Annotated in this window: 27 protein-coding genes; 13 read left to right on the top strand and 14 right to left on the bottom strand. The window is 57.0% G+C overall.

Going from position 1 to position 25,293, the window contains the following annotated elements:
* Positions 1-43 precede the first annotated feature (43 nt).
* Genes sppA through GQS_RS03250 form a run of 3 tightly spaced genes read left to right on the top strand, consistent with a single transcriptional unit; the run spans position 44 to position 2,538 of the window.
* Positions 44-1,048, top strand: a complete 1,005-nt coding sequence (gene sppA, locus GQS_RS03260) for a signal peptide peptidase SppA (protein ID WP_014012247.1) — start codon at positions 44-46, stop codon at positions 1,046-1,048.
* A gap of 10 nt (positions 1,049-1,058) precedes the next feature.
* Positions 1,059-1,538, top strand: coding sequence for a PH1570 family protein (locus GQS_RS03255; protein WP_014012246.1), 480 nt, complete (start codon positions 1,059-1,061; stop codon positions 1,536-1,538).
* The gene (locus GQS_RS03250) at positions 1,528-2,538 is read left to right on the top strand and encodes an AI-2E family transporter (protein ID WP_014012245.1); all 1,011 of its coding nucleotides are present in this window, start codon (positions 1,528-1,530) and stop codon (positions 2,536-2,538) included. The genes GQS_RS03255 and GQS_RS03250 overlap by 11 nt, the downstream gene beginning before the upstream one ends.
* On the opposite strand, the gene folP is transcribed toward GQS_RS03250, so the two are convergent.
* Together folP and GQS_RS03240 are read right to left on the bottom strand one after the other, a co-directional pair.
* Positions 2,516-3,334, bottom strand: coding sequence for a dihydropteroate synthase (gene folP, locus GQS_RS03245; protein WP_014012244.1), 819 nt, complete (start codon positions 3,332-3,334; stop codon positions 2,516-2,518). The two genes, GQS_RS03250 and folP, sit on opposite strands and share 23 nt — an antisense overlap.
* Positions 3,315-3,632, bottom strand: a complete 318-nt coding sequence (locus GQS_RS03240; RefSeq protein ID WP_014012243.1) for a hypothetical protein — start codon at positions 3,630-3,632, stop codon at positions 3,315-3,317. Before GQS_RS03240 ends, folP begins: the two co-directional genes overlap by 20 nt.
* 89 nt (positions 3,633-3,721) lie before the next feature.
* Between GQS_RS03240 and GQS_RS03235 the strand changes: the two genes are divergently transcribed.
* The 4 genes from GQS_RS03235 to GQS_RS03220 all read left to right on the top strand — a co-directional run bounded on the left by GQS_RS03235 (position 3,722) and on the right by GQS_RS03220 (position 7,518).
* Positions 3,722-4,690: a beta-ribofuranosylaminobenzene 5'-phosphate synthase family protein gene (locus GQS_RS03235; protein WP_014012242.1), complete on the top strand. Its 969-nt coding sequence runs from the start codon at positions 3,722-3,724 to the stop codon at positions 4,688-4,690.
* A 1-nt stretch (position 4,691) separates the two neighbouring features.
* Positions 4,692-5,483 carry an N-glycosylase/DNA lyase gene (locus GQS_RS03230; protein ID WP_014012241.1) on the top strand — a complete coding sequence of 264 codons (792 nt, stop codon included), beginning with the start codon at positions 4,692-4,694 and terminating at the stop codon, positions 5,481-5,483.
* Between the two features lie 242 nt (positions 5,484-5,725).
* On the top strand, positions 5,726-6,595 hold the full coding sequence (locus tag GQS_RS03225) for an ABC transporter permease subunit (protein ID WP_014012240.1): 870 nt from the start codon (positions 5,726-5,728) through the stop codon (positions 6,593-6,595).
* Positions 6,596-6,600: 5 nt separating this feature from the next.
* Positions 6,601-7,518, top strand: a complete 918-nt coding sequence (locus GQS_RS03220; RefSeq protein WP_014012239.1) for an ABC transporter ATP-binding protein — start codon at positions 6,601-6,603, stop codon at positions 7,516-7,518.
* Positions 7,519-7,521: 3 nt separating this feature from the next.
* Here the strand turns inward: GQS_RS03220 and GQS_RS03215 are convergent, their stop codons facing one another.
* On the bottom strand, positions 7,522-8,787 hold the full coding sequence (locus GQS_RS03215) for a UbiD family decarboxylase (protein WP_014012238.1): 1,266 nt from the start codon (positions 8,785-8,787) through the stop codon (positions 7,522-7,524).
* A gap of 67 nt (positions 8,788-8,854) precedes the next feature.
* Between GQS_RS03215 and GQS_RS03210 the strand changes: the two genes are divergently transcribed.
* Positions 8,855-10,255, top strand: coding sequence for a DEAD/DEAH box helicase (locus GQS_RS03210; RefSeq protein WP_014012237.1), 1,401 nt, complete (start codon positions 8,855-8,857; stop codon positions 10,253-10,255).
* On the opposite strand, the gene truA is transcribed toward GQS_RS03210, so the two are convergent.
* The 4 genes from truA to tdh all read right to left on the bottom strand — a co-directional run bounded on the left by truA (position 10,202) and on the right by tdh (position 15,606).
* A complete protein-coding gene (gene truA, locus GQS_RS03205; RefSeq protein ID WP_014012236.1) occupies positions 10,202-11,005 on the bottom strand; it encodes a tRNA pseudouridine(38-40) synthase TruA in 804 nt (267 codons plus the stop codon). The genes GQS_RS03210 and truA overlap by 54 nt on opposite strands.
* A 254-nt stretch (positions 11,006-11,259) precedes the next feature.
* Positions 11,260-12,966: a phenylalanine--tRNA ligase subunit beta gene (gene pheT / locus GQS_RS03200; RefSeq protein ID WP_014012234.1), complete on the bottom strand. Its 1,707-nt coding sequence runs from the start codon at positions 12,964-12,966 to the stop codon at positions 11,260-11,262.
* A gap of 10 nt (positions 12,967-12,976) precedes the next feature.
* Entirely contained in the window at positions 12,977-14,482 is a 1,506-nt protein-coding gene (locus GQS_RS03195) for a phenylalanine--tRNA ligase subunit alpha (RefSeq protein WP_014012233.1), read from the bottom strand.
* Positions 14,483-14,553: 71 nt separating this feature from the next.
* Entirely contained in the window at positions 14,554-15,606 is a 1,053-nt protein-coding gene (gene tdh / locus GQS_RS03190) for an L-threonine 3-dehydrogenase (RefSeq protein WP_014012232.1), read from the bottom strand.
* A gap of 149 nt (positions 15,607-15,755) precedes the next feature.
* On the opposite strand from tdh, the gene GQS_RS03185 reads away from it, so the two are divergent.
* Entirely contained in the window at positions 15,756-16,499 is a 744-nt protein-coding gene (locus tag GQS_RS03185) for a MinD/ParA family protein (RefSeq protein ID WP_014012231.1), read from the top strand.
* Positions 16,500-16,516: 17 nt separating this feature from the next.
* Positions 16,517-17,743, top strand: coding sequence for a hydroxymethylglutaryl-CoA reductase (NADPH) (hmgA, locus tag GQS_RS03180; RefSeq protein ID WP_014012230.1), 1,227 nt, complete (start codon positions 16,517-16,519; stop codon positions 17,741-17,743).
* On the opposite strand, the gene GQS_RS03175 is transcribed toward hmgA, so the two are convergent.
* The 7 genes from GQS_RS03175 to GQS_RS03145 all read right to left on the bottom strand — a co-directional run bounded on the left by GQS_RS03175 (position 17,740) and on the right by GQS_RS03145 (position 23,255).
* Positions 17,740-18,390 carry a hypothetical protein gene (locus GQS_RS03175; RefSeq protein ID WP_014012229.1) on the bottom strand — a complete coding sequence of 217 codons (651 nt, stop codon included), beginning with the start codon at positions 18,388-18,390 and terminating at the stop codon, positions 17,740-17,742. The two genes, hmgA and GQS_RS03175, sit on opposite strands and share 4 nt — an antisense overlap.
* A gap of 41 nt (positions 18,391-18,431) precedes the next feature.
* Positions 18,432-18,959: a hypothetical protein gene (locus GQS_RS03170; protein ID WP_148236360.1), complete on the bottom strand. Its 528-nt coding sequence runs from the start codon at positions 18,957-18,959 to the stop codon at positions 18,432-18,434.
* 37 nt (positions 18,960-18,996) lie between these two features.
* Positions 18,997-20,883, bottom strand: coding sequence for a Glu-tRNA(Gln) amidotransferase subunit GatE (gene gatE, locus GQS_RS03165; RefSeq protein ID WP_014012227.1), 1,887 nt, complete (start codon positions 20,881-20,883; stop codon positions 18,997-18,999).
* Complete coding sequence (locus GQS_RS03160; RefSeq protein ID WP_148236359.1) at positions 20,880-21,353, bottom strand: type II toxin-antitoxin system VapC family toxin; 474 nt, start codon at positions 21,351-21,353, stop codon at positions 20,880-20,882. Before GQS_RS03160 ends, gatE begins: the two co-directional genes overlap by 4 nt.
* Positions 21,319-21,531: an antitoxin family protein gene (locus GQS_RS03155; RefSeq protein WP_014012225.1), complete on the bottom strand. Its 213-nt coding sequence runs from the start codon at positions 21,529-21,531 to the stop codon at positions 21,319-21,321. The genes GQS_RS03160 and GQS_RS03155 overlap by 35 nt, the downstream gene beginning before the upstream one ends.
* A 5-nt stretch (positions 21,532-21,536) precedes the next feature.
* Entirely contained in the window at positions 21,537-22,856 is a 1,320-nt protein-coding gene (gene gatD / locus GQS_RS03150) for a Glu-tRNA(Gln) amidotransferase subunit GatD (protein WP_014012224.1), read from the bottom strand.
* A 105-nt stretch (positions 22,857-22,961) separates the two neighbouring features.
* Positions 22,962-23,255 carry a transcriptional regulator gene (locus GQS_RS03145; protein WP_048056517.1) on the bottom strand — a complete coding sequence of 98 codons (294 nt, stop codon included), beginning with the start codon at positions 23,253-23,255 and terminating at the stop codon, positions 22,962-22,964.
* A gap of 45 nt (positions 23,256-23,300) precedes the next feature.
* On the opposite strand from GQS_RS03145, the gene GQS_RS03140 reads away from it, so the two are divergent.
* From GQS_RS03140 to GQS_RS03130, 3 genes are all read left to right on the top strand, one after another.
* Entirely contained in the window at positions 23,301-24,461 is a 1,161-nt protein-coding gene (locus tag GQS_RS03140; RefSeq protein WP_014012222.1) for a tRNA pseudouridine(54/55) synthase Pus10, read from the top strand.
* 136 nt (positions 24,462-24,597) lie between these two features.
* A complete protein-coding gene (locus GQS_RS03135) occupies positions 24,598-24,894 on the top strand; it encodes a 50S ribosomal protein L21e (protein WP_014012221.1) in 297 nt (98 codons plus the stop codon).
* A gap of 2 nt (positions 24,895-24,896) precedes the next feature.
* A complete protein-coding gene (locus GQS_RS03130) occupies positions 24,897-25,265 on the top strand; it encodes an RNA polymerase Rpb4 family protein (protein ID WP_014012220.1) in 369 nt (122 codons plus the stop codon).
* The last annotated feature ends 28 nt before the right edge of the window (positions 25,266-25,293 follow it).

Below are 25,293 nucleotides of genomic sequence, written 5' to 3'. Positions count from 1 at the left end.
CAGGGTTTAAAAGTTCCGGGCGGAACATCTTCCGGGTGAGTGGATGAGGGAAGACATCTGGAAGTACATATCCGCGGTTCTCATACTCATGCTCGCCGCCTCAAGCGTGGCGGTGGTGCTGCTCTACATGCAGAACTCTGAGCTGAAATCTTACACCCCTTCGAACGTCTCCCCTGTAGTTGTGGAGACCTCACTGAACGCGACGTGCAACGAAACTGCGTATAGGCTTCAGATAGAGGAGCTCCAGAGGCAGCTGGACTTCATGCGGGCTCAGCTCAGGGAGAGGAACATGCCCGAAGACAACACGACGATAGCCGTCGTCCCGATATTCGGCCTGATTGACGAGTACACTGCCCTAAGAATCGTACCCCTTCTGAGGGACATTGCCCGGAACGACTCAATCGGCGGCGTTGTTCTCTGGATAGAGAGTCCTGGCGGATACGTGGGGCCGGTGAGGGATATCTACGCCACGGTTCGGAAGCTCAACCTCATTAAACCAGTGGTCGCCTACACCGGCGGCATGGCGGCATCGGGTGGATACTACATCGCCGCAGGCGCCGAGAAGATAATAGCGGACCCCCTCGCGGAGGTGGGCAGTATCGGCGTCATCTACGTCCACTACAACCTCCAGAAGAACTACGAGATGAACGGCATCAAGGTCGATGTCTTCAAGACCGGCCCCTACAAGGACACCGGTGCGGAGTGGCGCGACCTGAGCGAGGAGGAGCGCGAGATGATAGCGGAGAGCATTGACACATATTTCCAGGCATTCCTCCATGCGGTGAGCAGCGGGAGAAACATGCCGCTCAACGAGACCAGGAAGTATGCAACCGGCCAGACCTGGTTCGCCATGAACGTAACGGGCTCCCTCGTGGACGAAACCGGCGACATCGACCGTGCCCTGAGGGTCCTTTCGGAGGAGCTCAACGTCACCAACCCGCGCGTCGTTATATACAGTGGGGACTCTCCTTCGGATTTTGGTATCTTCGGAAGCACGGCCCTCCTGCTTGATCCACGCTACGTGAGCGCTTACCTGAAGACCGGCTGAGGTGGTTGGAATGCTCTGTGAGGAGAAGCTCGAGGTATTTGAAAACGGATTCCGGGATGAGAAGTTCAACCTCGAGGTGGAGTTCTATGGAAAGGACGCCAGAAAGCTTCTCCTTGCAGTGATACGGGAGCTTTACCTCCCCGATTATGGGGAGGACTACGTCTACCCCTTTGAGTGCGCCAAGGAGTTCTGGGGCATCCACCTGGACCCCTCAGAGATAGTCACGGAGGAGTTCCGGCCGAGCCCCATCAAGTTCCTCAACCGCAGCGTTCTCAATCGCCTCGAAAAGGCCCTCGAGGAGACCGATGCGCCCCGGGAGGTTAAGGAGGCCATAGACTTTGAAAAGGCCGAGGTCCACAAGCTCAAGAAAGGTTTATTAGCCCTGGGGAAGAACTTTATACTCGGCGAGGGGGCGTACCTCATCGTCTTCAACAAACCCGCTGCGAGGGAGCTCATACTGAAATATCTGGGGATGCTGGATGGAGCTTGAAGCCGCAGTCTGGATCGCGATATCACTCGTAGTTCTCTACCTCGTCTGGGAGACGGTTAGCCCTATCCTTTCTCCCCTCATACTCGCGATAACCCTGGCTTACATCCTCTATCCTTTCCACGAGCGACTCTCCCGGAAAACCGGAAAGCGTGTTTCGGCCTTCACAATGACGGGCATCCTTACGATCCTGACGTTTCTCTTCATGATCGGCTTTGCCCTCTGGATAAACGACGTCAAGCAGTCCCTGGCGTACTACATCGATGCCTTTTTCCGGTGGCTGCTTGGCTTCCACCTTCCCCCCGCAATCTACGAACTCATCCAGCGCCTCGCGGAGGATATTCCCAAGCGCTTTGAGGAGTACGTTCTCGGCTACACCTACTCCCTTCCCAAGCTCTCCCTTCAGGCCATCGTGATGGTTTTCGCGTTCTATGGAATCCTCGTGAACACCGAGACAATACGGGAGGAAGTTCATGCCCTCCTTCCGCAGGACAACAGGGAGCTGGCCATTAAACTCCTGAACAGTGCTGGAAGAACCCTCCACAGCCTTCTCCGCGGATGGCTCGCCCTGAGCATACTCAAAGGTGCGGCCATAGCGATAGGTTTCTATCTCTTCGCCATAGCCGACGCCGGCGGTGCGATAGCTGCCGGCATCTTCACGATAATCTTCGAGCTCCTCCCCGTTCTCGGGGGGTGGATAGTCTGGCTGGCAGGGGCGGTTTATCTATTCAGCACCGGAAACACCGCCGCGGCGGTCGTCTCTGCCCTCTACGGTGCGGTTTTCGTCTCCCCGATGCCGGACTACCTCCTCCGGTCCCACCTGGGCGAGAGGAAAACCGGGGTAAACGCGCTGATAAGCCTCGTTGGAATCTTCGGGGGTTACATAGCCTTTGGTTTCGTCGGAATAATAATCGGCCCCGTCGCTCTGTCCCTCCTCGGGACCCTGGTCGATGAATGGAAGAAGACGAAAGAAGCGACCGCTACATCCGGAACTTCCTCATGAACGTTGCCATCTTAACGGCATCGAGTGTTTCCCTGACGTCGTGTGTCCTGATTATGTTCGCCCCGTTGAAGATGGCCACCGCCGTGGCGGCAAGGCTCCCCGGGAGCCTCTCCAAGGGGTCTTTTCTGTCAGTTATCGCCCCGATGAACGACTTCCTGGAGACCCCTATGAGGATGGGCCGTCCGAAGATTTTGAGCATGTTAAGGTTCGCCAGAACCTTTGAGTCCCACTCGTACCAGGGGGGCCACTCCGGGCGGAGGAAGCCTATGGCCGGGTCTATGGCTACCTCCTCGATACCATGCTTCTCGGCTATGACTATGCTTCCCTGCAGGAGGTCCACCACGGTATGAATCGGGTCGCTGAGGTTCCTCACCTCCCCGTGGGCGCAGACTATCACCGGGGCGGTATATTCAGTCGCGACCTCCGCCATCTTCGCGTCTCCCTTCAGGCCGGTGACGTCGTTTATCACATCCGCGCCCGCCTTCAGGGCCTCCTCCGCGACCCTGGCACTCGTTGTGTCTATGCTTATCGGCACGTCCACGTGGTCGCGAATGGCCTTAACCGCCCATACCGCCCGCCTTACCTCCTCCTCAACTGGAATCTGGGTCTCGAGGTAGGGGGCTGTGGATTTGGCACCGATGTCGATGAAGGTAGCGCCGTCCTCAACCATCTTCACCGCGGTCTCGATGAGCCCCTCCCCGTCGTCCCTGACGCTCCCCTTGTAGAAGCTCTCAGGCGAAACGTTGATGACGCCCATTATCCTGGGCTCACTCAGGTCAATCCCCGCGAACTTCATGGTTCATACCCAGTTCGAGCTTAATGGCCATGAATAAAAAGGTTAGCGTGGCTATGAGGGTGGGCAGAAACGGGTCGATCTTCGGGTCGTTGGAATGCACGGCGACCGCGAGGAGGCCGTTGACCGCGCTGAAGCCGGCCAAGACCGCCTCGTCGGTTACCTTTGCCTTGAGCCTGTCGAGGACGTGGAAAAGATACAGCTCGGTCACGAGGGGCGCTATGGTTATTATCCCGATCAGTCCGGTGAATATCGTGAGGATGTACAGGGCAATCCCAATTGCGTCATCGCCTTCCCCCATATTATCACCGTTGGGTGTAATATTGGAGATACTTAAAAGTTTTGCCAACCGTTAAAAATCGATAACCCCAACTTTCCCCGGTGACGTTCATGCTAATCCGTACTCCGAGGAGGCTTCATCTGGGTCTCATCGATCCCTCAGCCGCCTTTGGAAGGCGCTTTGGAAGCCTAGGGGTTGCCCTTGAAGGTGGCTACGAGGTCAGAATCGTCGAGGGCGAGGCCATGGAAGTGATTGCAGATGGGGAAGACAGGGAAACCATCGAGTTCGCCATAAAGAGGATGAACTCCGCCTACGAAACCGGGGTCAATTACATCGTCGAGGTCAAGAAAGCCATCCCCCGACACGTTGGTCTAGGCTCCACCACCCAGCTCAGTCTGGCGGTCGCGATGGGGATAGCCCGGCTTAACAACCTGAACGTCTCGGTTGAGGAGCTGGCGAGGGTTCTTGGAAGGGGAAGGAACAGCGGCGCCGGAATCTACTCCTTCGCCCACGGTGGATTCGTCATAGACGGCGGTGTTGGGAACGGCATTCCACCCCTGATATTCCGCGAGGACTTCCCGGAAGACTGGGCTTTTCTCCTGGTTATTCCTGAGCTCAAGCCCGGCCTCGACGAGGAGGAGGAAAAGCCCGTGATGACTGGGGTTGTGGGAAGGACAGACGTTGCCATGGAGATAAGCCACAGAATTCTGCTCGGCCTCCTGCCGGCCCTCAAGGAGCGGGACGTGAGGGCCTTCGGTGGGCATCTCTCCGCGATACAGAGGCTCGTTGGAAAGCACTTCGAGCCGTACCAGGGAGGGGAGTTCAGGGAGGACGTCAAGCTGATACTCGACTTTCTGGCGGAGAAAACTTACGGCTGCGGTCAAAGCTCCTGGGGACCGACCGTTTACGGGCTGATACTCAGGAGTGAATTCCAGAGGCTCAGCGGGGAAGCCCACGACTACCTTCGGGAGCACGGGATAAGGGCGAAGGTCGAGCTTGGCATTCCGAACAACACCGGGGCGGAGGTAATTGGAGAGAGCGCCTTCCTTGAGAGGCTGATAAAATCCGTGGGTGGTTAGATTGACGCTGGACGGGTTCATCAGGGTAAAATACAGGGTCAACGAGGAGAAGGTGGAAGTTCTCAGGGAGATTCTAAGTGAACTTGGCATCGACTGCGCCAGAACCATCGAGGAGAGGGTTGACCTTCAGTTCGACGCCCTCAAAAATCTCCACGACAATCTGAGAGACGACGAACTCTTCATCAAGCTGGTCATAGCCAACTCCCTCGTAAGCTATCAGCTGACGGCGAAGGGCGAGCGGTGGTGGTGGGAGTTCTCCAGGTATTTTTCGGAAAACCTGCCGGGAGAGAGTATATCGGAGGCATACTCCCGATTCCTGCCGGACTCTCGAACCAACAGGCGGCTCGTTGCGGGAAAGGTCAAAAGACTGGACAGAGCGGAGCCGTTCCTCGATTCACTGTCACTTGACCATCTGAGGGACTACTACTTCAACGGCATGGAGCGCCTGCGCGACGAGCTTGCAAAAACCCTGGGCTCGAAGAGAAGCGCCAAGACGATAGTCTTCGCCGTCAAGATGTTCGGCTACGCGGGCAGGATAGCCTTTGGGGAGTTTGTCCCGTATCCAATGGCAGTCGAGATACCCGGCGACGTGAGGATAAACGCCTACACGAAGAGGTTTACGAACGAGCCGCCGGTGAGCTTCTGGGGCAGAATTGCGGAGGAAACTGGAATTCCGCCGCTCCACATAGATTCAATACTCTGGCCGGTTCTGGGGGGAAATGACGAGGTTCTCCGGCGGCTGAAGGAGTACTGCACGAAGTGGGAGGACGTCCTGCGGCTGGCTTCCCTTTGAATTTTGCCTGGCTAACCCAGATGCAAAGGTTTAAATATTTCGCTGTCAATAATACCTCGAAGTTCGAGGCATCGGAGTGAAAGGTATGTCCGGGGTCGTTATAACTGTCGGTGGGGCTTTGACCAGCAACCGCATGGGGGCGCCGTCACTTCAACCCGATAGACAAAATTTTTATACTCCTTTGATTAGTTGTAGTCGAGTGGGCAGTTTCACTCCGGTGCCGAAATAAGGGGGTGTGTGTTATGTTTTGGGGATTTCAGCTCGAGTTCAAGCAGAGCCTTCGAACTAAGAAGTTGTGGGTTATCCTGGGTGTCATGATGCTTCTGTACCTACCGGGGTTCTACCTCCAAAAAGCGTCTGGAGAGGAGATAGAAACCGTTCAGCAGGCTGTTTCGGTTCTTATAAGCAACGTCAACGGGCTGGGTGGGTTTTTCATCGCCATACTCGCCCTCCTGATGGGGGCCACCGCGATAAACAGCGAGATAGAGAAGGGAACGCTGCGCGTTGCCATGAGCAAGCCTATAAAGCGGCTGGGCTACATCGGCGGCAAGTTCCTTGCCCACACGGTGGTTGTGCTGATGGCGCTCCTTCTAACGACCCTCGTGGGAATAGTCGGCCTGGCGTGGCTGGGCGCCCCGATGGGAAGCCAGCTCGTCACCGATTCCCTCCTGCTTAACGGTCTGCTGCTCCTGGCGATGGTACAGCTGATAGCGCTGGGCTACATAATCTCCACCACCGTGAAGTCTTCCAGTACAGCACTCGGTGTTGCCCTGATTATTATGTTCGTGGTCTTCATGATAATGCCCGCCATAGTTCAGTTCATGGCCGCCAAGGATACCCTACTAAGCGACCACCCCGACTGGGAGGCGTACCAGGAGAAAAGCAAGGAGTACAAGACCAGATATCTCTTCTACGTTCCAACGACCCAGATAGACGTCATAGTCAGCGATGCCACAAAGGTTACTGGGGACATAGAGAACCCGCAGGTAGAATACGTGGGAATAGGGGGTGCCATACGGAAGAACCCTGTTAACCTGGGCATACTCCTGGGACTCACCTTCGTCTACCTCGCCCTGGCCTTCTACCGCTTCCTCCGCATGGATCTGAGGTGATGACTATGATACGAATCGAGAATCTCGTTAAGGTTTACAAGGACGTTCGCGCCCTCGATGGCCTGAACCTTGAGGTCAGGCCCGGCCAGATATACGGCTTTCTCGGTCCCAACGGCGCCGGAAAGAGCACCACCATCCTCAGCACCCTGGGCCTGATATTCCCGCAGGAGGGCAGGATTCAGCTCTTCGACCTTGAGGTATTCGCCGATGGAAAATTCAACGAGAACCAGCTCGTCGAGGCCAAAAAACGCATAGGCTACATGCCGGAGCACGCCACCCTGTGGGACTTCATGACCCCCGTCCAGACCCTTGAGATAATCGCCGACGCCTTCGGAATCCCGAAGGCCGAGCGGGAGAAGCGGGTCAGGGAGCTCCTTGAACTGGTCAATCTGTGGGAAGATAGGGACAGAAAGGTCGGCAAGTTCTCGAAGGGAATGAGGCAGCGCCTCCTGCTCGCCCAGGCGCTTATCAACGACCCCGAACTGCTCATCCTCGACGAGCCGATGACGGGCCTCGACCCCACGGGAATAGCGGAGTTCAAGGACATCATCAGGGAGCAGAAGAAGGCGGGAAAGACGGTCTTCTTCTCGAGCCACATTCTGGCGCATGTTGAGGAGATATGCGACACAGTGGGCGTAATAGTCAAGGGCAGGCTCCGCGTTGAGGACAACCTCGACAACATCAAGAGGGAGTTCCTGAGGAAAGCCGGCTACACCATCGTGCTGGAGACCAACGTTCCCGTGGACTTCGCGGGGGTTGCATGGACAGTCACGCCGCTGGGCGAGAAGAAGTACCGCATAGTTGCGCCGGACGACATCAGGGAGGAGGTTCACGATTTCGTTGCTTCACGCGGCGCCAAGATACTCACGATGCAGGTCAAAGAGCCGAGCCTCGAGGAGATATTCCTTGAAATGGTGGAGTGAGGGCTAGAGCTTAGCCCTCTCGAATTCTTCTTTTCTCTCCAGCGGCTTCGTTGCGTCGATTCCCCACTTCGCGGTTAAGCTCTTCTCCGCCGAGGGGTCCAGGGAACTGCCGCGGGCGTTGGGTATGACCACCAAGTCCCTGTCCGCCTGGAAGCGCGTCGCTATCGCCCACTCGACGTCCCTGTCGTCGTATATGTCCACGTCTTCATCGACAACTACCACGTGCTTCAGACTGGGATGCCCGGCGAATGCCGCCAGGATAGCGTTCTTGCCGTCACCGTCGTGCTGTTTGGTTATGCTCACCACCGCGTGGAGCCACATCGCACCGCCCTCGGTCAGCCTTACGCCGTGAACCTTTGGAACGACCCTCTTAACGCTGGCGTAAATCTGCGGCTCCTTGGGAAGTCCCATCAGCATGTAGTGCTCGTAGCCGCCGGGGAGAAGGGCGTGGAAAACCGGTTCATCGACGTGGTGCATGCGCTCGAAGACCACCACCGGCTGCTTCCTCACGTAGTCGTAGGTTCCGGTTATATCCACGAAGGGTCCTTCGTCCGTCAGTTCGGGAAGTATCTTCGCCTCAAAGACGAACTCTGTCTCAACCGGAACGGGTATTCCCCTGAGGTTGAAGACCTCGAGGGGCTTTCCAAAGGCCCTCCTGCTCATCGCAGAGGCTATCTCAAGCTCGCTCACGCCGTACGCAACGCTCGTGGCTCCTGCGAGGAGGACGTGGATCGGGTTCCCGACGATTATCCTGACGTCCAGCTCCTCCCCGGCTTCGGCCTTCTCCTTCCACATGGCGTAGAGGTGCCTCGGGACGAGCCTTATGGCGGCCCTTTTCTCGTCGATGACCATCATCCTGTGGAAGGATGTGTTGACGAAGCCGTTTTCGTCCCGGGCTATGACCATGGCGGAGGTGAAGTACTGGCCGCCGTCCTGGGGGTAGTACTTTGGAATTGGAAGCTCGGTTAGGGAGAAGTCTCCGGTTGAGTTTGCCATGAAGGGTGCTCCATCGACCTCCCGGTATGGTTCGGGATTCTCCATGGCCTTTGTCAGCGTGTGAAGTATCTGCTCCCTCTCGATACCAAGGTACGATGCAATCCTTTCCCTGGTGCTCCAGATGTTGCCAGCGACTTCCCATCCATCCACGTCTTTGAAGAGGACGGGTCTGTCGCGGTACTTCAGAAGATAACGCGTTACCTCGAGCTCTTTGCTTACCGGCTCCTTAACAACGACGGCATCATCAAACCGTTCGATGATTTTCCTCAGCATTCTATCACCTTAGTTTGGTGTTCCAAAAGGCCTATAAAGCCTTTTTCCAAACTCCCGACGATTGGTCATGCCTACGGTAACCCTCCGCATTCCCGATGGCTCCGCACTGGTTTGGATTGAGAAGGCAGATCCACAGGTGTATTTCAAAATCTACGAGCTGCTGAGCTACAAGAGGGACTTTGGCAAATGGGAAAAGCCGGAGAGCCTCTACGACCCCTACGAGAAGACGTTTCCCGTTGGAGTTCTCCCGAGGGTCAAGAAGTTTCTCAACTGCAAGGGATACCGCGTCCGCGTGAAGGACGAGCGGCAGGTCAGGGGTGCCAAGCTGAACTCCACGTGGAACGGGAACTACAGCATGCGCAGGTATCAGGAAAGGGCGGTTAAAAAGGCCCTCCGGGAGAAAATGGGGGTTCTGGCCCTTCCGGTTGGAAGCGGCAAGACCATCGTTGGGCTGAGGATAATCCACGAGCTCGACCTGTCTGCGTTGATAGTCGTCCACACGAAGGAACTCCTCTACCAGTGGGCGGACAAGGTTCGTGAGGTCCTGGGAGTCGAACCCGGCATCGTCGGGGACAACAAGTGGGACGAGAAAGACGTCACCATAGCCATGATACAGACCCTCCTGTCCAGGGGTGCCGACAAGCTCCAGAACGAATACGCGATAGTCATGTTCGACGAGTGCCACAGAACCTCCGCCGCCGAGAAGTTCTACCAGCTCGGCCTTTCGCTGCCCCAGGTATACCGCTTTGGCCTCTCCGCGACGCCCTGGAGGCGCATACGCGGTGAGGAGATTAAGATAGAGGCCGTCGTTGGGCCCACCATCTTCGAGGTTCGTGCGGAGGACCTCATAAAGGAAAAGTTCCTTGCGAAGCCGCGCTTTGAAATAATCACCTACGAGTCGAGCATGCCATCCTTCAGCGAGCGCTACAAGGAGCTGTACGAGGATATGATAATGAACAACGACGAGAGAAACCGGGCCGTGGCGGAAAAGGCCGTCGAGCTCGCCCGGAAGGGGCACCGCGTCCTCATCGACGTCAGAAGGATAGAGCACGGCAGGATACTCAGGAAGATGCTCGGTGAGATGGGCGTGAAGGCTGAGTTCCTGAGCTCAAAGAGCCCCAACCGCTGGGAGATACTTGAGGCGTTCAAGAACGGCGAGATTCCGGTTCTTATCTCGACACTCCTCAAGGAGGGCGTGGACATACCGGAGATTTCGGCGATAATACTCGCGGGAGGCGGCAAGAGCGATATCATGACGATTCAGACCATAGGCCGCGCCCTGAGGCCAAAGAAGGGAATGAAGGCCGTTATAGTTGACATTCAGGACGACGACCCCCTGCTCTTCACCCACTTCATCGAGCGGCAGAAGGCGCTCAAGCAGTACTACGGTAAATACTACGACAGGGAGATGGACTCAAAGCTCGAGGAGAGCGTCACCAAAAAGGGCCGCCCTCGTAAGCGCTCTTGAGTAGCGCTCGAATAGGTCGCGTTTTGCTTTTTTGATTCCCCTTTCATCCGCCTGGAACTTCACGTCCGGGTATTCCATATGCCAGAGTATGAGCCCCTCGGGGGGCGCGGGCGGGACCTTTTTGTTGTACTCCCCCTCGAGCATTCCCTCAACCTCGCGGCTTTCCATCAGCCCGAGGCCGCAGAGACGGACTGCGTTGACTATCCTCCTAGCCATCTCCCACAGGAAGCTTTTGCCCTCGATTTCGATGATGTAGTAGCCTTGGCGCCTGATGACATCAACCCGGAGGAGCTCTCTGATCGGGTCCCTGCCGGGTTCGAGCCGGGAGAATGCAGAAAAGTCATGTTCGCCAACGAAGAGCGCCGCGCACTCCCTCATATCGCGCTCATTGAAGCCCTCGTCAACCAGGTAGTAGCGGTAGGTCTTTGACCTTGCCTGGAACCGGGGGTGGAAGTCGTCCGGAACCTCGGCAACCCCGAGAACCCAGAGGTCCCTGAGGTGGTGGTTGAGAACCTCAGCGCGAACGAGGTCAGGCCTTGAGGCGACGTCAAAGGCCACGACGTTGAAGATGGCGGAAACTCCCCTATCCGTCCTCGAGGCCCCCTTAAAGTTCGAGCTCTCGGCGTCCCTTATTATTCCGAGCTTCGATAGGGCCCTTATCAGCTCCCCTTCAACGGTTCTGACATCGGGCTGCCTCTGAAAGCCGTAGAACGCTGTGCCATCGTACGCTATTCTAAGTGCAAACCTCATGGTTGTGGGATGGGCCGGCGGGTATAAATGTCTTTTCCCGGGTGCCGGTTGATACTGCGACGGATTATTTTACGAATGTAAACCATAATTTTGGATGCTGTTCAAGCGGGAGCAAGAAAAATTGATAAACCACGTTTCCTAAGTGTACCCGGAGGTGGGAGAATGGATGCGATAATAGGGATTGAGGTGCTTGAGAACGTGACGAACTTCGAGATAATGTGCGCCCTTCTGGAAAAGAGGATAAAAATGGGGGATTAGAGGTACGGCGCCCGATAGAGCGGCCTCAGGAACATTTCAAACGCCGCCACGGGCATTTCTATTCCCCAGTTTTCCAGGACTGCCGGGTGGATTTCCCCGATGATGCCGATCGGTTTTCCTTCGACGACTATTTTTCCTGCCCTTCCCGGGATGAAGCTCGGGTGATCAACGCCCTCGAGCTCGTATGTGAAGCCTAGGTGGTGCATCACGCTCTCGAGTATTTCCTTGGCCTCGGTGAAGGTAACGCGCGGGTGGGCGAGGGCGACGGCGACCTTGCTCTCACTGACAGTTTTGGTCTCCCTGCTCTCGTCTATGAGCGTGGCCTTCCCGACCTCAAAGATTCTCTGCGGGTACTCCTCGTGGGTGTTCTGGCTCAGGAAATCGAGGAGGCTCGGGATGAGCCAGACCCTCAGGGCGGACCACTTGGGGCTTATGGGGTTCTCTATCTCAACGAGCTCCGCGGGCGGGTGGCTGAAGCGGTCCTCACCGGGTTCGAGCAGCATCTTTCCGTACTGGGATTCCCTGTTCGTCAGGTTGAAGGTCATGACCTCCTGGAGGCCGTAGCCGACCATGAGCTCCCTGACGGCGTCCTCGAACTCGATGAACTTGTCGCCCCTTCCCTGGACGGCCAGCTCCGGCTCCTCCGGCTCCATTTCGTTGTACCCGTAGGCTATGAGCACGTCCTCCAGGACGTCGCGGGCGTGCATTATGTCGTCGCGGAAGGCCGGGTAGCGGAGTCTTGCTCTGCCGTCGACGAGTTCGACGCTGTACATCATCCTCTCAAGGAGGTCTTTGATCTCCCCGTCACTCAGCTCGAGGCCGGTGAGCCTCTTGATGTAGTCAAGCTCGACCTCGAACTCCTTCGGGGTGAGGTCGGGGGTCCTGATCTCGAAGTCCGGATAGACGACCTTAACGCTCTTTATCTTCCCGCCGCGTTCGGCTAAAGCCGTTACGACGACGTTGAGGGCGAGCATGACTTTGTTCAGGTCCCATCCGGTCACGTCGATGAAGACGTTTCTCGTTTCCGGGGTCACCCTGCCGGTTATCTCGGAGTTTATAATCGGGGGCATCGAGAGAACCTTGCCCTCGCTGTCAGCGAGGAGCGGATAATAGGGTTTGTCCCTGATCAGGTGGCCGTGTTCCCTGCCCTTTTCGTGCTTCTCGAGTATCTCCTCGAGCGTCATCTCCTCCTCGAAGCCCAGCGGAACGAACCGCTCCGTCTTCTCGGCGGCGCGGTAGTATATCGGCGGCTTTATCTTGTCGAAGTCGAAGACGCCTATCGCTACCTCTCTCCTCCTCCTTCCGAACGTTAGGGCGACCTTTTCCTGGAGGTTAATCATCTGCTTGAGTGCCTCCTCGTCGAGGCTCAGCCCCTCAACGATGGCGTAGAGACCGTAGGGGCGGATGTCCTTCAGCTTCTCATCAACGTAAACCGTTACGCCGCTGTCTTCCACTTTGTACTCCGGAAGGCCCTTCTGGAAGCCGAGCGCCCAGCGGATCTGCCTCGCTATTCCCTCAGCGCTCCAGAGGTCGGGCCTGTTGGTGTCCTTCGAGTCCGCCTTGAAGTAGATTCCACCGTCATCCTCCCAGACGTCGTCCAGCTCGCACTTCGCGTAGAGGAAGAGGTCTTCCCACTCCTCAACGCTGAATTCCTTTCCGACCAGCCTCTCAAGGTCAGCCTTGGAAACGTCGAACTTCGGCATGAGCATCACCTCACCAGACCAGCCTCGCCTCCCTCAGCCAGCGCAGGTCGTAGCTGAAGAGGTAGCGGATGTCGTCTATTCCGAGTTTGAACATAGCAAGTCTGTCGATTCCTATTCCCCAGGCTATGACCGGGACATCAACTCCGAGGGCCTTCGTCATCTCCTCACGGAAGATTCCGGCACCGCCGAACTCAACCCAGCCGAGCTCGGGGTGGTAGGCGCTCATCTGGACGCTCGGCTCGGTGAACGGGTAGTAATCCGGCAGGAACTTGACCTTCTTTGCCCCGGCTATCTCCACCGCGAAGCGCTTGAGTATCCCGAGGAGGTTCCTGAAGTTCAAATCCTCGCCGACGACGAAGCCGTCGACCTGGTTGAACTCTATGAGGTGGGTCCTGTCGAGGACGTCCGGGCGGAAGACGCGCTGTATCGTGAAGTACTTGCCTGGTATCTCAACGCCCCTGGCGAGCTGTCTGCCGCTCAGGGCGGTACCGTGTGCCCTCGGCATGAGGAGCATGGCCCTCTCCGGGGACCAGACGTAGCCCCAGCCGCGGGAACCCGTATCGCCGCCGTGCTCGTGGGCGGCCTTGACGCTGGCGACGAGTTCCTCCATGGGCAGGTGGCCGCTCTTCGGGTATTTGAGCTGGTAGGTATCGGTCCAGTCCCTGGCGGGGTGGTTCTGGGGCTGGAAGAGCGCGTCAAAGTTCCAGAACTGGGTCTCGATGAGGCTGTCGGAGACCATCTCGATGAATCCCATCTCGATAAGTCTCCTCCTTATCTTGTCGAGGAAGGCCCTGTACGGCTGCTTCTTGCCCGGGTAAATCCTCCGAACCGGGGCCGAGATGTTGAAGCGCTTGAACTCGACCTCGCGCCATTTTCCGGACTTTATCAGCTCGGGGGTCAGGTTGGAGACCTCTTCCTTCAGCTCGATGCCCCCCTTCACGAGCTCCGCTCCCTCGGGGGATATCTCGACGAGCCTCTCGGTAACGGAATCTTCCTCCGCGATCTTCCTCCTCTTAAGCTCTTTAACGGGAATGAGTCTCTCAATCTCGCCTAGAGGTACGGTCTCCTTCTCCGTGAGGAGCTTGAGGGCGGCATCGATGGGCCTCTCTTCCGCGCCGAGCCCCTTCTCGGTGATTTCGAGGACTAACTTCCCGTCCTCCTTCCTAACGCTCGCCCAGCCCTCCTTCCTCAGAAGGCCGACTATTGGTTTCAGCTCATCCTCGCTGAGAACGTCCCGCAGGTCATCCAGGGTTACCTTTTTCTTTTCCTTCAAAACCGCCAGCGCCCTCCACTCAGGGAGGCCTATCTCCGCGTACTTTCTTCCGGTCTCGGTGAGCTTGACAACCCTCTCACTTTTCTCGTGGAGCTTCGCCAGCCCCTTGCTCTGAAGGCCGAGAACCGCTCGCATAACAGCAACCTGATCAAGGCCGGTTCTCTTGACGAGCTCTTCGAATTTAATCTTTTCAACTTCGCTGAGCTTTATGAGCGTGAGTTTCTCCTGGTAGCTTAGCTCCATAGTGCCACCTCCTTGGGGTGAGTTTGAGAGGAGTTACTTAAGAATTGCGGTGAAAGAAAAGGGGAAGTAGTTCAACCCTTGTGCGGGAAGAACACGACCTTACCGGTCTTGCCTGCCCTCATCAGCTCAAAGGCTTCCTCGAACTTCTCGAAGCCCTTGTACTTGTGGGTGATGACCGGGTCGAGGTTGAGCCTGCCGCTCTGGATGAGGCTTGAGACCGTGTACCAGGTCTCCCAGAGGTGCCTTCCGGTGATGCCGTGTATCTCGAGGGCCTTGAAGATGATCAAGTTGTTGAAGTCCACCGTAACGTCCCTCGGGAAGAGGCCGAGTAGGGAAACCCTTCCCCCCGGGGTGGTGGCAGCCAGGCCCTGCTCCAGAGCCTTCGGCGCTCCGCTGAACTCAAGGAAGACCTCAACACCGGCGCCGTCGGTTATGTCCATGACAGCTTTGACAGGATCCTCCTCGAAGGGGTTGATGACGTAGTCGGCACCGACCTTCTTGGCCAGCTCGCGCCTGAACTCGCTCGGCTCGCTCACGATAACCGGGTACGCTCCGGATGCCTTTGCGACGGCAATTCCAAGGAGTCCGAGCGGGCCGGCACCGGTTATGAGGGTGCTCCTTCCGGCTATCGGTCCCGCCAGAACAGTATCGACGGCGTTGCCGAGCGGCTCCTGGAGCGCCGCGTACTCAGGGGGCATGTCCTTCGGGTTCTTCCAGGCGTTCTGGGCGGGAACTATCGCGTACTCGGCGAAAACACCGTCCATGTCAACGCCGAATATCTTGGTGTTCTGGCAGACGTGGTAGCGGTTGTGCCTGCAGGCGTAGCACTTTCCGCAGACGATGTGGGTCTCGGCGCTTATGTAGTCGCCGACCTCGAGGGTGTCAACGCCGGGTCCGACTTCGATGACCTCTCCGGCGACCTCGTGACCCATGATTTGGGGCGGCTTGATCCTGCTCTGGGCCCACTCGTTCCACTCGTAGATGTGGAGGTCGGTTCCGCATATGCTGGTGGCGAGAACTTTGATGAGGACTTCGCCCGGCCCTGGCTTGGGAACATCAACCTCAACGAGCTCAGCACCGTAAGCGGGCTTCGTTTTCATGATAGCCGGCATCTTTTCAGCCATGGCAATCATCTCCTTAGCATTTACATGGATATCTGAACGGGGGACGATATAAACCTTTTGCGGCGGCAATTGGGGGTTGAGTGTTCCCTATCCCCATCGGAAACCTTATATCCCCTTTTGAGTATGTCCCCTGTGAAGGGGGTTTAGAGATGGCGCTCATAGTAGTGACCGGCAGGGGCGGTGCCGGAAAAACCATGACAACGGCAAATCTCAGTACGTTTCTTGCCATGCGAGAGTATCGCGTTCTAGCGGTTGACGGCGACCTGTATCTCCCCAACCTTGGCTTCCACTTTGCCCTTGACACGGTTAGGTATACCCTTCACTCGCTCCTGAAGAACCCAGATATAGACCCCGAATGGGCGATTTACCGGCATCCCCACACCGGAGTTCATGTGCTCCCTGGAAGCACCCAGCTCCAGGACGTTCTGGGCATCTCCCCGAGGAGACTTGTGGACATTCTGGACAGGGTGAAGTATAAGTTCGGCGTTGTCTTCGTTGATTCGCCCACGGGCATACCGTTCGATACCCTCCCGACTTTTGAGGTCGCAAACTATCAGCTCATAGTTGTCGAGATAGAGCGCTCGCCCATATACTCCTTCGAAACGATGGTTGAGAACGAGATAGAGAAGCTGAAGGCACTCGGCGAGAGGTACGGTCTCAATATCGGTGTGATCTTGAACAAGGTTCGTGAGTCCGCGGACGTTGTGGATAAAATCGTTGAGGCGGTCGAGGAGGATCTTGATGTCCCGGTTCTCGGGTGGATACCCTTTGACTACAACGTCCCTGAGTCCATCAACGTTGGAGTGCCCATAGTTAAGTATGACCCTGATAGCGATGCCTCGATAGCATTCCGGGAAGCCGGAGAGGTGCTTGAGGAGTGGATATTCGGCTGATTTCTGGAGGTGTCGACATGAACGTGGAGGAACTTGTGGAGAAAGTAGCCAGCGGAGAGATAAAGCTCCACCAGGTCGAGAAGTATACAAACGGCGATAAGAGGCTTGCCACGGAGATAAGGCGCCGCGCTCTGGAGAAGAAGTTCGGTGTGAGCCTTGAGAACATAGGGCACTACTCGATAGACCCCGAGAGGGTCATAGGAAAGAACATCGAGAACATGATAGGCGTCGTTCAGATACCGATGGGCGTTGCTGGACCGCTCAAAATCAACGGCGAGTACGCGAAGGGTGAATTCTACATCCCACTCGCCACCACGGAGGGAGCGCTCGTTGCGAGCGTCAACCGCGGCTGTTCGGCCCTCACCGCCGCTGGAGGCGTTAAGACCACCATAATCGACGACAAGATGACCCGCGCGCCGCTCCTCAAGTGCCCCGACGCGAGGCGCGCCAGGGAAGTTGCCGAGTGGGTCAAGGCCAACATCGACTACCTCCAGGAGAAGGCCGTCAGCAAGGTCACCAGACACGGGAAGCTGAGGGACGTTAAACCCTACATCGTCGGCAACAACCTCTACCTTAGGTTTGAGTTCGAGACCGGCGATGCCATGGGCATGAACATGGTGACGATATCGAGCGAGGAGATAATGAAGGTCATCGAGGAGCACTTTCCGGACGTTAGGTACCTCGCCCTCTCGGGCAACCTGTGTGTGGACAAGAAGCCAAACGCTATGAACTTCATCAACGGCCGCGGAAAGACTGTCATTGCCGAGGCTATAATCCCGCGCGAGATAGTTGAGAAGAAGCTGAAGACGACCCCGGAGCTCATAGCTGAGGTCAACTACCGGAAGAACCTCGTCGGTTCGGCTCAGGCCGGTTCCTACGGCTTCAACGCCCACTTTGCCAACATAGTCGGTGCTATTTTCCTTGCCACCGGGCAGGACGAGGCCCAGATCACCGAGGGCTCGCACGGCATAACCCTGGCAGAGGTTACCTCGGAGGGTGACCTCTACATAAGCGTCACCATGCCGAGCCTTGAGATTGGAACCGTCGGCGGAGGAACGCGCGTTCCGACCCAGAGGGAAGCCCTGAGCATAATGGGCGTTGCCGGTGGAGGAGACCCGCCTGGAACCAACGCCAAGAAGTTCGCGGAGATAATAGCGGGCGCCGTCCTCGCAGGGGAACTCTCCCTCTTGGCGGCAATAGCGGCGAAGCACCTGGCAAAGGCCCACGCCGAGCTGGGGCGTTAACTTCCCTTCTTTTCCGCCCCTTTGACCTTGATGATGAAGACCTTCGTGGAAGGCTCCGGGTTCTGGATGACCTCTACGCCCTTGACGTACAGCATGGAGAACGGGTAATCAAGGACGATAAAAATGATCAGGGCCAGAAGGAGCATGAGGGTGGCCTGGCCCCAGTAGCCCTCGATGTTTACTGTGCTTGAGAGCAAGAGACTTCCCGCGAAGCTGATCAGAAAGCTCAGCAGGGAGCGGTGTTTGTGTCTGATGCCCCCGATTCTCTTTTTCCCTATGACATCGAGGAGGGCGCGGAATCCTTCCTTTCTCTTCACGCGAAACGCAAGGACGAACTCCGGGCGGGGAAGCTCTTTGAGGCTCACGGGCACGTCTGACGCGGTTAGATAGAAAAGACGGCCCAGTCCATCGGTTAGCTCTATCACCGTCAGAAACTTCCCGCGGTCGTAGAGGTCCTCACCCGACGACACCAGCAGGTACGGGTCGGGGTCAGTCAGGCGGATGAATCTCAGCCCCATGGATCTGAGGGCCCTCTCCACGGGCCGTGTGCAGTTCGAGAGAATCTCGCATCTAACGCGCGCGTAGGTGCACCTCTTTCCGTCCATCCAGCCGGCGATGATGCCTCCAACCTTCGCTTTGAGCTCCATACCATCACCCGCTTTCTCCCGACGGCCGGTGACCGCTGTACTCACTTTTTCCTCTTTTTGTAGCCCCTCCTGAACCCCTCTATGAGACCGGATAGCAGCAGCACAAGGGGCAGGAGGCTGTTGATCCACTCCAGCTCGTCGTTTTTGTAGCCCAGATAGCTCAGGAAGAGGAATCCTCCCCAGAGCAGGAGTTGTAGCATCGCGGAGAATTTATCCACGCCGAGCTTCCCATGTGCGGACCCCTCGGCTATTTCTCGGAATACTGCTTCAAGTGCCTCCTCCTTCCCAATCTCATACTCGTAGGCTGCTTTGGGCGTTTCCAGGTCATTCACGCCCTTCGTCAGGTAGAACCATCTGCTGATGTCGTTTCTAATCTCGATCACGTGGGCCTCCTTTGAGGTTCCGAGGATGCTTTTAAAATTCGTCATGAGGGTGTACTCGTCCGGATTCACCAGCCGGACGAAGCGGCCGAGCTTCGATTCAACGGCCTTCGCGTAGTTCCCGAGGGGCTCGTCTTTAACCTCATAGAGGTAGTAGACGATTTTGATCTTCTGGGCCATGCTTCCCACAAAGGGAAGTAAGAAAAGGAGGTTAAAAACTTAACCCTCAGCTCAGCTCCTGAATCTTCTTCCTCACGAGCGAGCTGACGAGCTTTCCGTCCGCCCTTCCGCGGAGCTTCGCCATTGCCCTGCCCATGACCATTCCCATCGCGCCCATTCCCTTGGCCTTGATGACTTCGATGTTCGCCTGAACGACCTCGTCTATTATCCTCTCGACCTCTTCCTCGCTGAGGAGGGTGAGGCCCTTCTCCTCGGCCACCTGGGCGGCGCTCTTCTCCGGACTCTTCGCCAGCTCCTTGAATATCTCCTCGAAGGCCTCCTTGGCTATCTTTCCGCTGAGGTAGAGGTCAAAGGCCCCCCTGATGTGGTCATCTGTGATGTTCTCGATGGGTGCCTCCTTCTTGAGTCCCTTGAGGACCACCACGAGGATTGAGGCGGCCATGGAGGGCTTGACGCCCCTAGCTATCAGCTCCTCGAAGAGCTCGTCGCGCTCGTCGTTCACCAGGGTTTCTGCTAAGCTTTTGTCTATCCTATACTCCTTCACATAGCGCTCGACGCGCTCCTGCGGGAGCTCGGGCAGGTTCGCCAGTACATCGTCCTTCATCTCGCCGGTTATCAGTATGGGCGGTATGTCCGTTTCCGGATACATCCTAGCCTTGCCCGGGAGCGGGCGCATGTACTGGGTGTTGCCGTCCGGCAGGGCCCTCCTGGTCTCCTCAGGAACGCCCTCGATGGCCTCCCTCGCGCGCTGGAGAACCTCCCGGAGGGCGTTCTTCGCGGTCTCCTCCTCGGCCGCGACGAGAACGAAGGCATCCTTCTCTCCGAGACCAAGTTTTTCGATAACTGCATTAACCTCTAATTCTGTAATTCCATAGTTAGGCAGTTCATCGATGTGGAAGATTCCCTTTACGTACTTCTTGGCCCTGTCCGCCATCTCGGTGCCCAGGCGCCTGCCGGGCTGTATCTCCTTCCCGATCAGGCCGCGGAACTTGGGGAGCTTAACGGCGAGAACCTTTCCGCCCTTCTTTACGGTGCGGGCGATTATCTTCGAGCCGGTGTTCTGGAATATCTCTGTGACGTCGTGGAACTCCTCCGTTATGTCATCTGGCCTGACCCCGCGATTCCTCAGCTCCTCGCGTATTTTGAGCAGGTTCACCTGTCTCTCTATCTCGCGCTCGATGATGAGGGGAATCATGTCCAGCTCCTGGACACCTTTGATCTCAACCCTTGCCCCGCCCCTGATGGAAACGTTCAGGTCCTGCCTGATGGTTCCGAGACCGCGTTTGACCTTTCTGGTGGCCCTGAGCGCGTCGCCGATGTACTTCGCGACGACCTTTGCCTGCTCCGGGTGGTGTATATCCGGGGTGGTGCTTATCTCCACCAGCGGAATGCCTAAGCGGTCGAGGCGGTAGATGACCTCCTTCTCTCCCCTCTCGACGATGCGGCACGCGTCCTCCTCAAGGCAGATCGTCGGAATGCCGACGCTTCCCCAGGGGGTGTCCACCTTTCCGTTCATGGCTATTATCGCGGTTCTCTGGAAGCCGGAGACGTTGGAGCCGTCTATGACTATCTTGCGCATGAAGTGAACCTCGTCAACGGGGGTTGCGTTGAGGAGGTAGCTTATCTGGAGGGAAACCCTGAGCGCCTCCTCGTCCGGCATGTGGGGAGGCTCCTCATCCATGTAAACGAGGTCCGCCAGCCTGTAGTTGCCCTCGTAGATGTAGGTTTTTCCCTTCTTGAACTCCTCAAGGGCGGCCGGGTCGATTTCACCCAGCTCGCTTATCGTCGGCCTGAGCCTGCGCTGGAACGTGAAGTCCACCTCGTCGCTCATCTCGCTGGGGACCGGGGAGAACAGCCTCTTCGTGTCGAGCTGCCTGTGTATCTCAAGGCCCACCTTGAGGCCAAGCTCCTCGTAGTTGAACTTCTCGGTCATCTTAACACCTCCAGAGGGGTTCTCAAAAAGTCGTCATCAAAGGTTGCAATCTTGCTTATCCCATAATACTCACAGGCGGATACGATCAGGGAATCGTTTGGAAGCAGGCCAAATTTTTTGCGGATATCCCGGGAGATGTGCATTATCTCCCAGTTCTCGTCGAGAAAAATCAAAACATTCGAGGCAAAAAGGGAATCAAGGAGTTCATCAAAGGTCTCCACGGGCTTGTAGAGTTCGGGATTCTTGGCGAGCTCCTTTCTAAGCGAGTAGAACTTGTAGCTTCCGGTTAGTTTCGTATAGTTCCTTGCAAGCAACTGAAAAGCAACCTCCCCGTATATCGTTGGGGTCACCGCGAGGAGGTACTCACTGGCCAGGCTCTCCATTAGTTCAGTTCCGCGTTTCTCCCCGAGCAGGTAGTCTATCCAGACGTTTGAATCAACCATCACCGGCTCTCTTGAGAATGTGCTCATGGTATGCCTCCTCCCAGTCTATGTTTCCGACATCCTTCAGCTCCCTAAGTGCTCCCGCGTACCTCCTGATGGCCTCCCTTGGATTCGCTATTACAATCTCTACCTCCGTTCCCTCTGGAAGCTTAACATTGTTGAGGGGCTTAAACACCCCATCCTTGTAGACGGCCCGAATTCCCACCTCTATCACCTCAGGAACGTGTCAAACCTCGTGTACGGCGTTATCTCTCCGGCGTAGTTCGTCAGCATCATCTCGCGCACTTCCTTCGGGTCGTCGGTGTGGCCGAGAACCCACATGAGCTTGACGTAGGCCGTCTCCGGGAGCATGTCCTCGCACGGAATCACGCCGGCCTTTAGGAGCCTCCTTCCGGTTGAGTAGACGTTGAGGTTCACCCTGCCGTAGAGGCACTGGCTCGTCATGCAGACGGCGACGCCTTCCTCCGTGGCGCGCTTTATCGAATCGATGACGTAGGTGGGTACGTGGCCGAGACCCGTTCCTTCGATGACCAGTCCCTTGTATCCCCTGTCGACGAAGAAATCTATTATCTCCGGCTGGATTCCCGGGAAGGCCTTGATGATGGCCACCTTCTCCTCCATCTCGTCGTCCACCCAGACCTCGCTCTCGGTTCTCCTGCGGTAGTCGTTCCTGAGGAACTCGATCTTACCTTCCGGCCATATCCTTGCGAGGGGAATGTCGTTTATGCTCCTGAACGCGTCCCTCCTGCTCGTGTGCATCTTCCTGGCCTTGGTCCCGCGGTGGGCGAGGCAGTAGGTGTCGCTGGTCTCGCCGTGCATGACGATGGCCACCTCACCGAAGTCGGCGGTCGCCATCCGGACGGAGCAGATGAGGTTCATCGCCGCGTCGCTGCTCGGCCTGTCTGAGCTCCTCTGGGAACCCACGAGGATGACCGGCTTTCCGAGATCGCGGAGCATGAAGCTGAGCGCCGAGGCGGTGTAGGCCATCGTGTCCGTTCCGTGGGCGATAACGACGCCATCTTCCCCGTTGTTCAGCATTTCGGCTACCTCGTGGGCTATTTTAATCCAGTACTCCGGGCGCATGTCCTCACTCATTATGTTGAAGAGCAGCTTCGGTGTTATGTTCGCTATGTCGAATATCTCCGGAACTGCCTTGGCGAGCTCCTCGGCGGTGAAGGCCGCGTGAACGGCGCCCGTCTTGTAGTCAATCCTGCTCGCTATGGTTCCGCCGGTTCCTATTATCGCGACGCTTGGAAGGCCCGGCTTCTTGGGGAAGACCTCCTCGAACTTCAGCTCCTCCCTGGGGGCGGCCTTCTCGATCACCTCGACCTCCAGGATTTGATCCACCAGTATTCCGACGTTGTACCCGTTGTCGAGCTTCAGCGTGAGGGTTTCGCCGCTGGACAGCTCGTAGGGGTTCATGACAACGCCCTCATAGACGCTCGTGTTTCCATTCTCCTTTTCGATTATCCGAACGTAATCTCCGACTTCGAGGCCTTTCTCCTTCATAAACCTCTCAACTTTCCGCATAACTCTCCCTCCGCCCTAAGCTGATACAAACCCAATATAAACCTTCGGGCTGGACAAGTGACAAAAACCGGCCGCAATTATCGGTAAGCTTCGTCGAAATGACAACTATCTGGCCTCGATCTTAAACCTGGGTTCCTCTATCCACTCCGACCGGCACTTCGGACAGCGGGAGGGTATGTTTATCTCCGGCCGGAAGACGAAGCCGCACTTCCTGCACTCCGCGGGCTTTATGAGGAGCACCTTTCCCTCGCGCTTGAGGGTCTTCTGGATGGCCTTCAGGTCCTCCAGCACGGTTTTCTTTGCACCCCTGCCGCGGAGCTCAAGGGCCAGTACCAGCTCGCTTGGTGAGTAGTCCCGCTCTTCCAAAAGCTTTATTATTCTCTGCCTGCGAGTCATCATCGCGAGAAGCTTTGAGCTTTGGGATATAAATCTTAGGGTGAGAGCATGATAACTGAAAAGGCCGCTGAGGTTCTTGAATCTCACGAACTCTGCGACCACTGTCTGGGCAGACTGTTCGCGGGGCTTGGGAAGGGCACCAACGAGGAGCGCGGGAAGGCGGTGAGGTTCGTCCTCAACATGGAGCGCTCCGCCAGAGGCCTGCCCCCGGTTGAAGCACCCGAAACGTGCGAGCTGTGCGGCAACGTTTTCGAAAGGATTTCCGAACTCACCGGAAGGATGGAGGAGGCCGCGGCTGGCGTCGAGTTCGAGACTTTCCTCGTCGGCTCCCGCTTCCCCGAGGAGGTTCGGGAGAACGAGAAAGCCCTCTGGGAGGAGTTCGGCATAGGGACCGCCGAGCCCATAAACCGCGAGTTCAACCGTGAGCTCGGTAAGGCCTTTGGGAAGGCAACGGGAAAGGATACCGCCAAAAACCCCGACGTGGTTTTCATCGTTGAGCCTTATTCCGACAGAATAGAGCTTCAGATAAACCCCCTCTACATCTACGGCCGCTACAGAAAGCTCGTGAGGGGCATTCCCCAGACGCCCCTCCCTGACTTTGAGGAGAGCGTTGCCTCGATCATCTGCAGGGCGTTCTCCAGGGCGAGCGGAGGGAAGTGCGTCTTCAAAGGGGCCGGAAGGGAGGACGTTGACGTTCGCATGCTCGGAAACGGCAGGCCCTTTATCGTTGAGATAAAGCGGCCCAAAAAACGGAAGCTCGACCTCGACGAGATAGCGGGGAAGATAAACGCAAGCGGAAAGGTCGAGGTGCTGGGCCTGCACTTTGTCTCGGCGAAGGAAGCCGAGGAAGTCCTCACACGGAATCACCGCAAAGAATACCTCGCGCTGGTTCTGGTCGAGGAGGGGGTAACCCCCGAGGAGGCCGAGGAAGCTGCCAGAAAGCTCAAGGGGCTTGAGATTCGCCAGAGAACCCCCTGGCGCGTGAGGAAGGCGAGGGCCGATAAAGTTCGCGTCCGGAGGGTTCACGAAGCGGAAGCGAGATGGCTCGACGGGAAGCACTTCGAGCTCCGCCTCGTCACCGATGGGGGCCTCTACATTAAGGAACTCATATCCGGCGATAAGGGGCGCACGAAGCCTTCTGTCAGCGACCTGCTTGGAAAACCCGCCTGGTGCGAGAGGCTTGACGTCATGAACATTCTTGATGAGTGAAAACTTTATAAACGGTTCCCGCCGATTGGATAGCGGAGCCATAACAGGCTTAGTCCATACGCCGAAGAGGCGTGAAACTCTGAAAAATGAATTTGCGTCTGTTGCGCGATGAGTAAAACCCTGCGAGGTGATTGGAATGGTTAAGAAAGCACACAGCTTCAGAAGGAAGACCCGCGGCAAGCTCAGCAAGAAGCCGAGGAGGAGAGGTCTCCCGCCCCTCACCAGGTTCCTCCAGGAGTTCGAGGCTGGACAGAGGGTTCACATCGTCATAGAGCCGAGCTACCACAGGGGCATGCCGGACCCGAGGTTCCACGGAAGAACCGGAACCGTCGTCGGTAAGCGCGGCGATGCCTACGTCGTCCAGGTTAAGGACGGTGGCAAGGTCAAGACCTTCTTCATCCACCCGGTTCACCTCAGGGCTCAGAAGGGATGAGCATGATAGGGAGGAAGAAGCTCGAGGAGCGCTACCTCACGATATCCGAGACAAAGGAGCTCCTCGAGAGGCGCAAGGCTGAGGGCATGGTGGAGAACCCGGAGGAGCCCATGTTCTACGAGGCCAGGGTTAGCCTCGAGCATGCCGAGCGCTTCGCCAAGCTCAAGCCCGAGCAGGTCGCCGAGCTGAAGGAGAAGCTCCTCGGCCTCTTTGATTGGATAGACGAGAGGCTCGCCGTGAAGCTCGTGGACTTCATGCCCGAGGACTACTTCGACATCCGCGTCCTCTTCGCCAAGGAGGACTACATGCCCACCAGGGAGGAGGCCGAGGAAATAATAAGGCTCCTCGACGACTACCGTCCCGAGGAGTGACCCTCCTTTCCTTTTCTCTTAGACAAAG

Source organism: Thermococcus sp. 4557, assembly GCF_000221185.1.
In the GTDB taxonomy this organism is placed as follows: domain Archaea; phylum Methanobacteriota_B; class Thermococci; order Thermococcales; family Thermococcaceae; genus Thermococcus.
The sequence above is the reverse complement of the archived record's forward strand: the minus strand, read 5'-3'. Positions and strand labels throughout refer to the sequence as shown.

Bases quoted from the DNA above. Each gene is read 5' to 3' on its own strand.
- sppA (WP_014012247.1), top strand. From the start codon at position 44: ATGAGGGAAGACATCTGGAAGTACATATCCGCGGTTCTCATACTCATG.
- GQS_RS03255 (WP_014012246.1), top strand. From the start codon at position 1,059: ATGCTCTGTGAGGAGAAGCTCGAGGTATTTGAAAACGGATTCCGGGAT.
- GQS_RS03250 (WP_014012245.1), top strand. From the start codon at position 1,528: ATGGAGCTTGAAGCCGCAGTCTGGATCGCGATATCACTCGTAGTTCTC.
- folP (WP_014012244.1), bottom strand. From the start codon at position 3,334: ATGAAGTTCGCGGGGATTGACCTGAGTGAGCCCAGGATAATGGGCGTC.
- GQS_RS03240 (WP_014012243.1), bottom strand. From the start codon at position 3,632: ATGGGGGAAGGCGATGACGCAATTGGGATTGCCCTGTACATCCTCACG.
- GQS_RS03235 (WP_014012242.1), top strand. From the start codon at position 3,722: ATGCTAATCCGTACTCCGAGGAGGCTTCATCTGGGTCTCATCGATCCC.
- GQS_RS03225 (WP_014012240.1), top strand. From the start codon at position 5,726: ATGTTTTGGGGATTTCAGCTCGAGTTCAAGCAGAGCCTTCGAACTAAG.
- GQS_RS03220 (WP_014012239.1), top strand. From the start codon at position 6,601: ATGATACGAATCGAGAATCTCGTTAAGGTTTACAAGGACGTTCGCGCC.
- GQS_RS03215 (WP_014012238.1), bottom strand. From the start codon at position 8,787: ATGCTGAGGAAAATCATCGAACGGTTTGATGATGCCGTCGTTGTTAAG.
- GQS_RS03210 (WP_014012237.1), top strand. From the start codon at position 8,855: ATGCCTACGGTAACCCTCCGCATTCCCGATGGCTCCGCACTGGTTTGG.
- truA (WP_014012236.1), bottom strand. From the start codon at position 11,005: ATGAGGTTTGCACTTAGAATAGCGTACGATGGCACAGCGTTCTACGGC.
- pheT (WP_014012234.1), bottom strand. From the start codon at position 12,966: ATGCCGAAGTTCGACGTTTCCAAGGCTGACCTTGAGAGGCTGGTCGGA.
- GQS_RS03195 (WP_014012233.1), bottom strand. From the start codon at position 14,482: ATGGAGCTAAGCTACCAGGAGAAACTCACGCTCATAAAGCTCAGCGAA.
- tdh (WP_014012232.1), bottom strand. From the start codon at position 15,606: ATGGCTGAAAAGATGCCGGCTATCATGAAAACGAAGCCCGCTTACGGT.
- GQS_RS03185 (WP_014012231.1), top strand. From the start codon at position 15,756: ATGGCGCTCATAGTAGTGACCGGCAGGGGCGGTGCCGGAAAAACCATG.
- hmgA (WP_014012230.1), top strand. From the start codon at position 16,517: ATGAACGTGGAGGAACTTGTGGAGAAAGTAGCCAGCGGAGAGATAAAG.
- GQS_RS03175 (WP_014012229.1), bottom strand. From the start codon at position 18,390: ATGGAGCTCAAAGCGAAGGTTGGAGGCATCATCGCCGGCTGGATGGAC.
- gatE (WP_014012227.1), bottom strand. From the start codon at position 20,883: ATGACCGAGAAGTTCAACTACGAGGAGCTTGGCCTCAAGGTGGGCCTT.
- GQS_RS03160 (WP_148236359.1), bottom strand. From the start codon at position 21,353: ATGAGCACATTCTCAAGAGAGCCGGTGATGGTTGATTCAAACGTCTGG.
- gatD (WP_014012224.1), bottom strand. From the start codon at position 22,856: ATGCGGAAAGTTGAGAGGTTTATGAAGGAGAAAGGCCTCGAAGTCGGA.
- GQS_RS03145 (WP_048056517.1), bottom strand. From the start codon at position 23,255: ATGATGACTCGCAGGCAGAGAATAATAAAGCTTTTGGAAGAGCGGGAC.
- GQS_RS03140 (WP_014012222.1), top strand. From the start codon at position 23,301: ATGATAACTGAAAAGGCCGCTGAGGTTCTTGAATCTCACGAACTCTGC.
- GQS_RS03135 (WP_014012221.1), top strand. From the start codon at position 24,598: ATGGTTAAGAAAGCACACAGCTTCAGAAGGAAGACCCGCGGCAAGCTC.
- GQS_RS03130 (WP_014012220.1), top strand. From the start codon at position 24,897: ATGATAGGGAGGAAGAAGCTCGAGGAGCGCTACCTCACGATATCCGAG.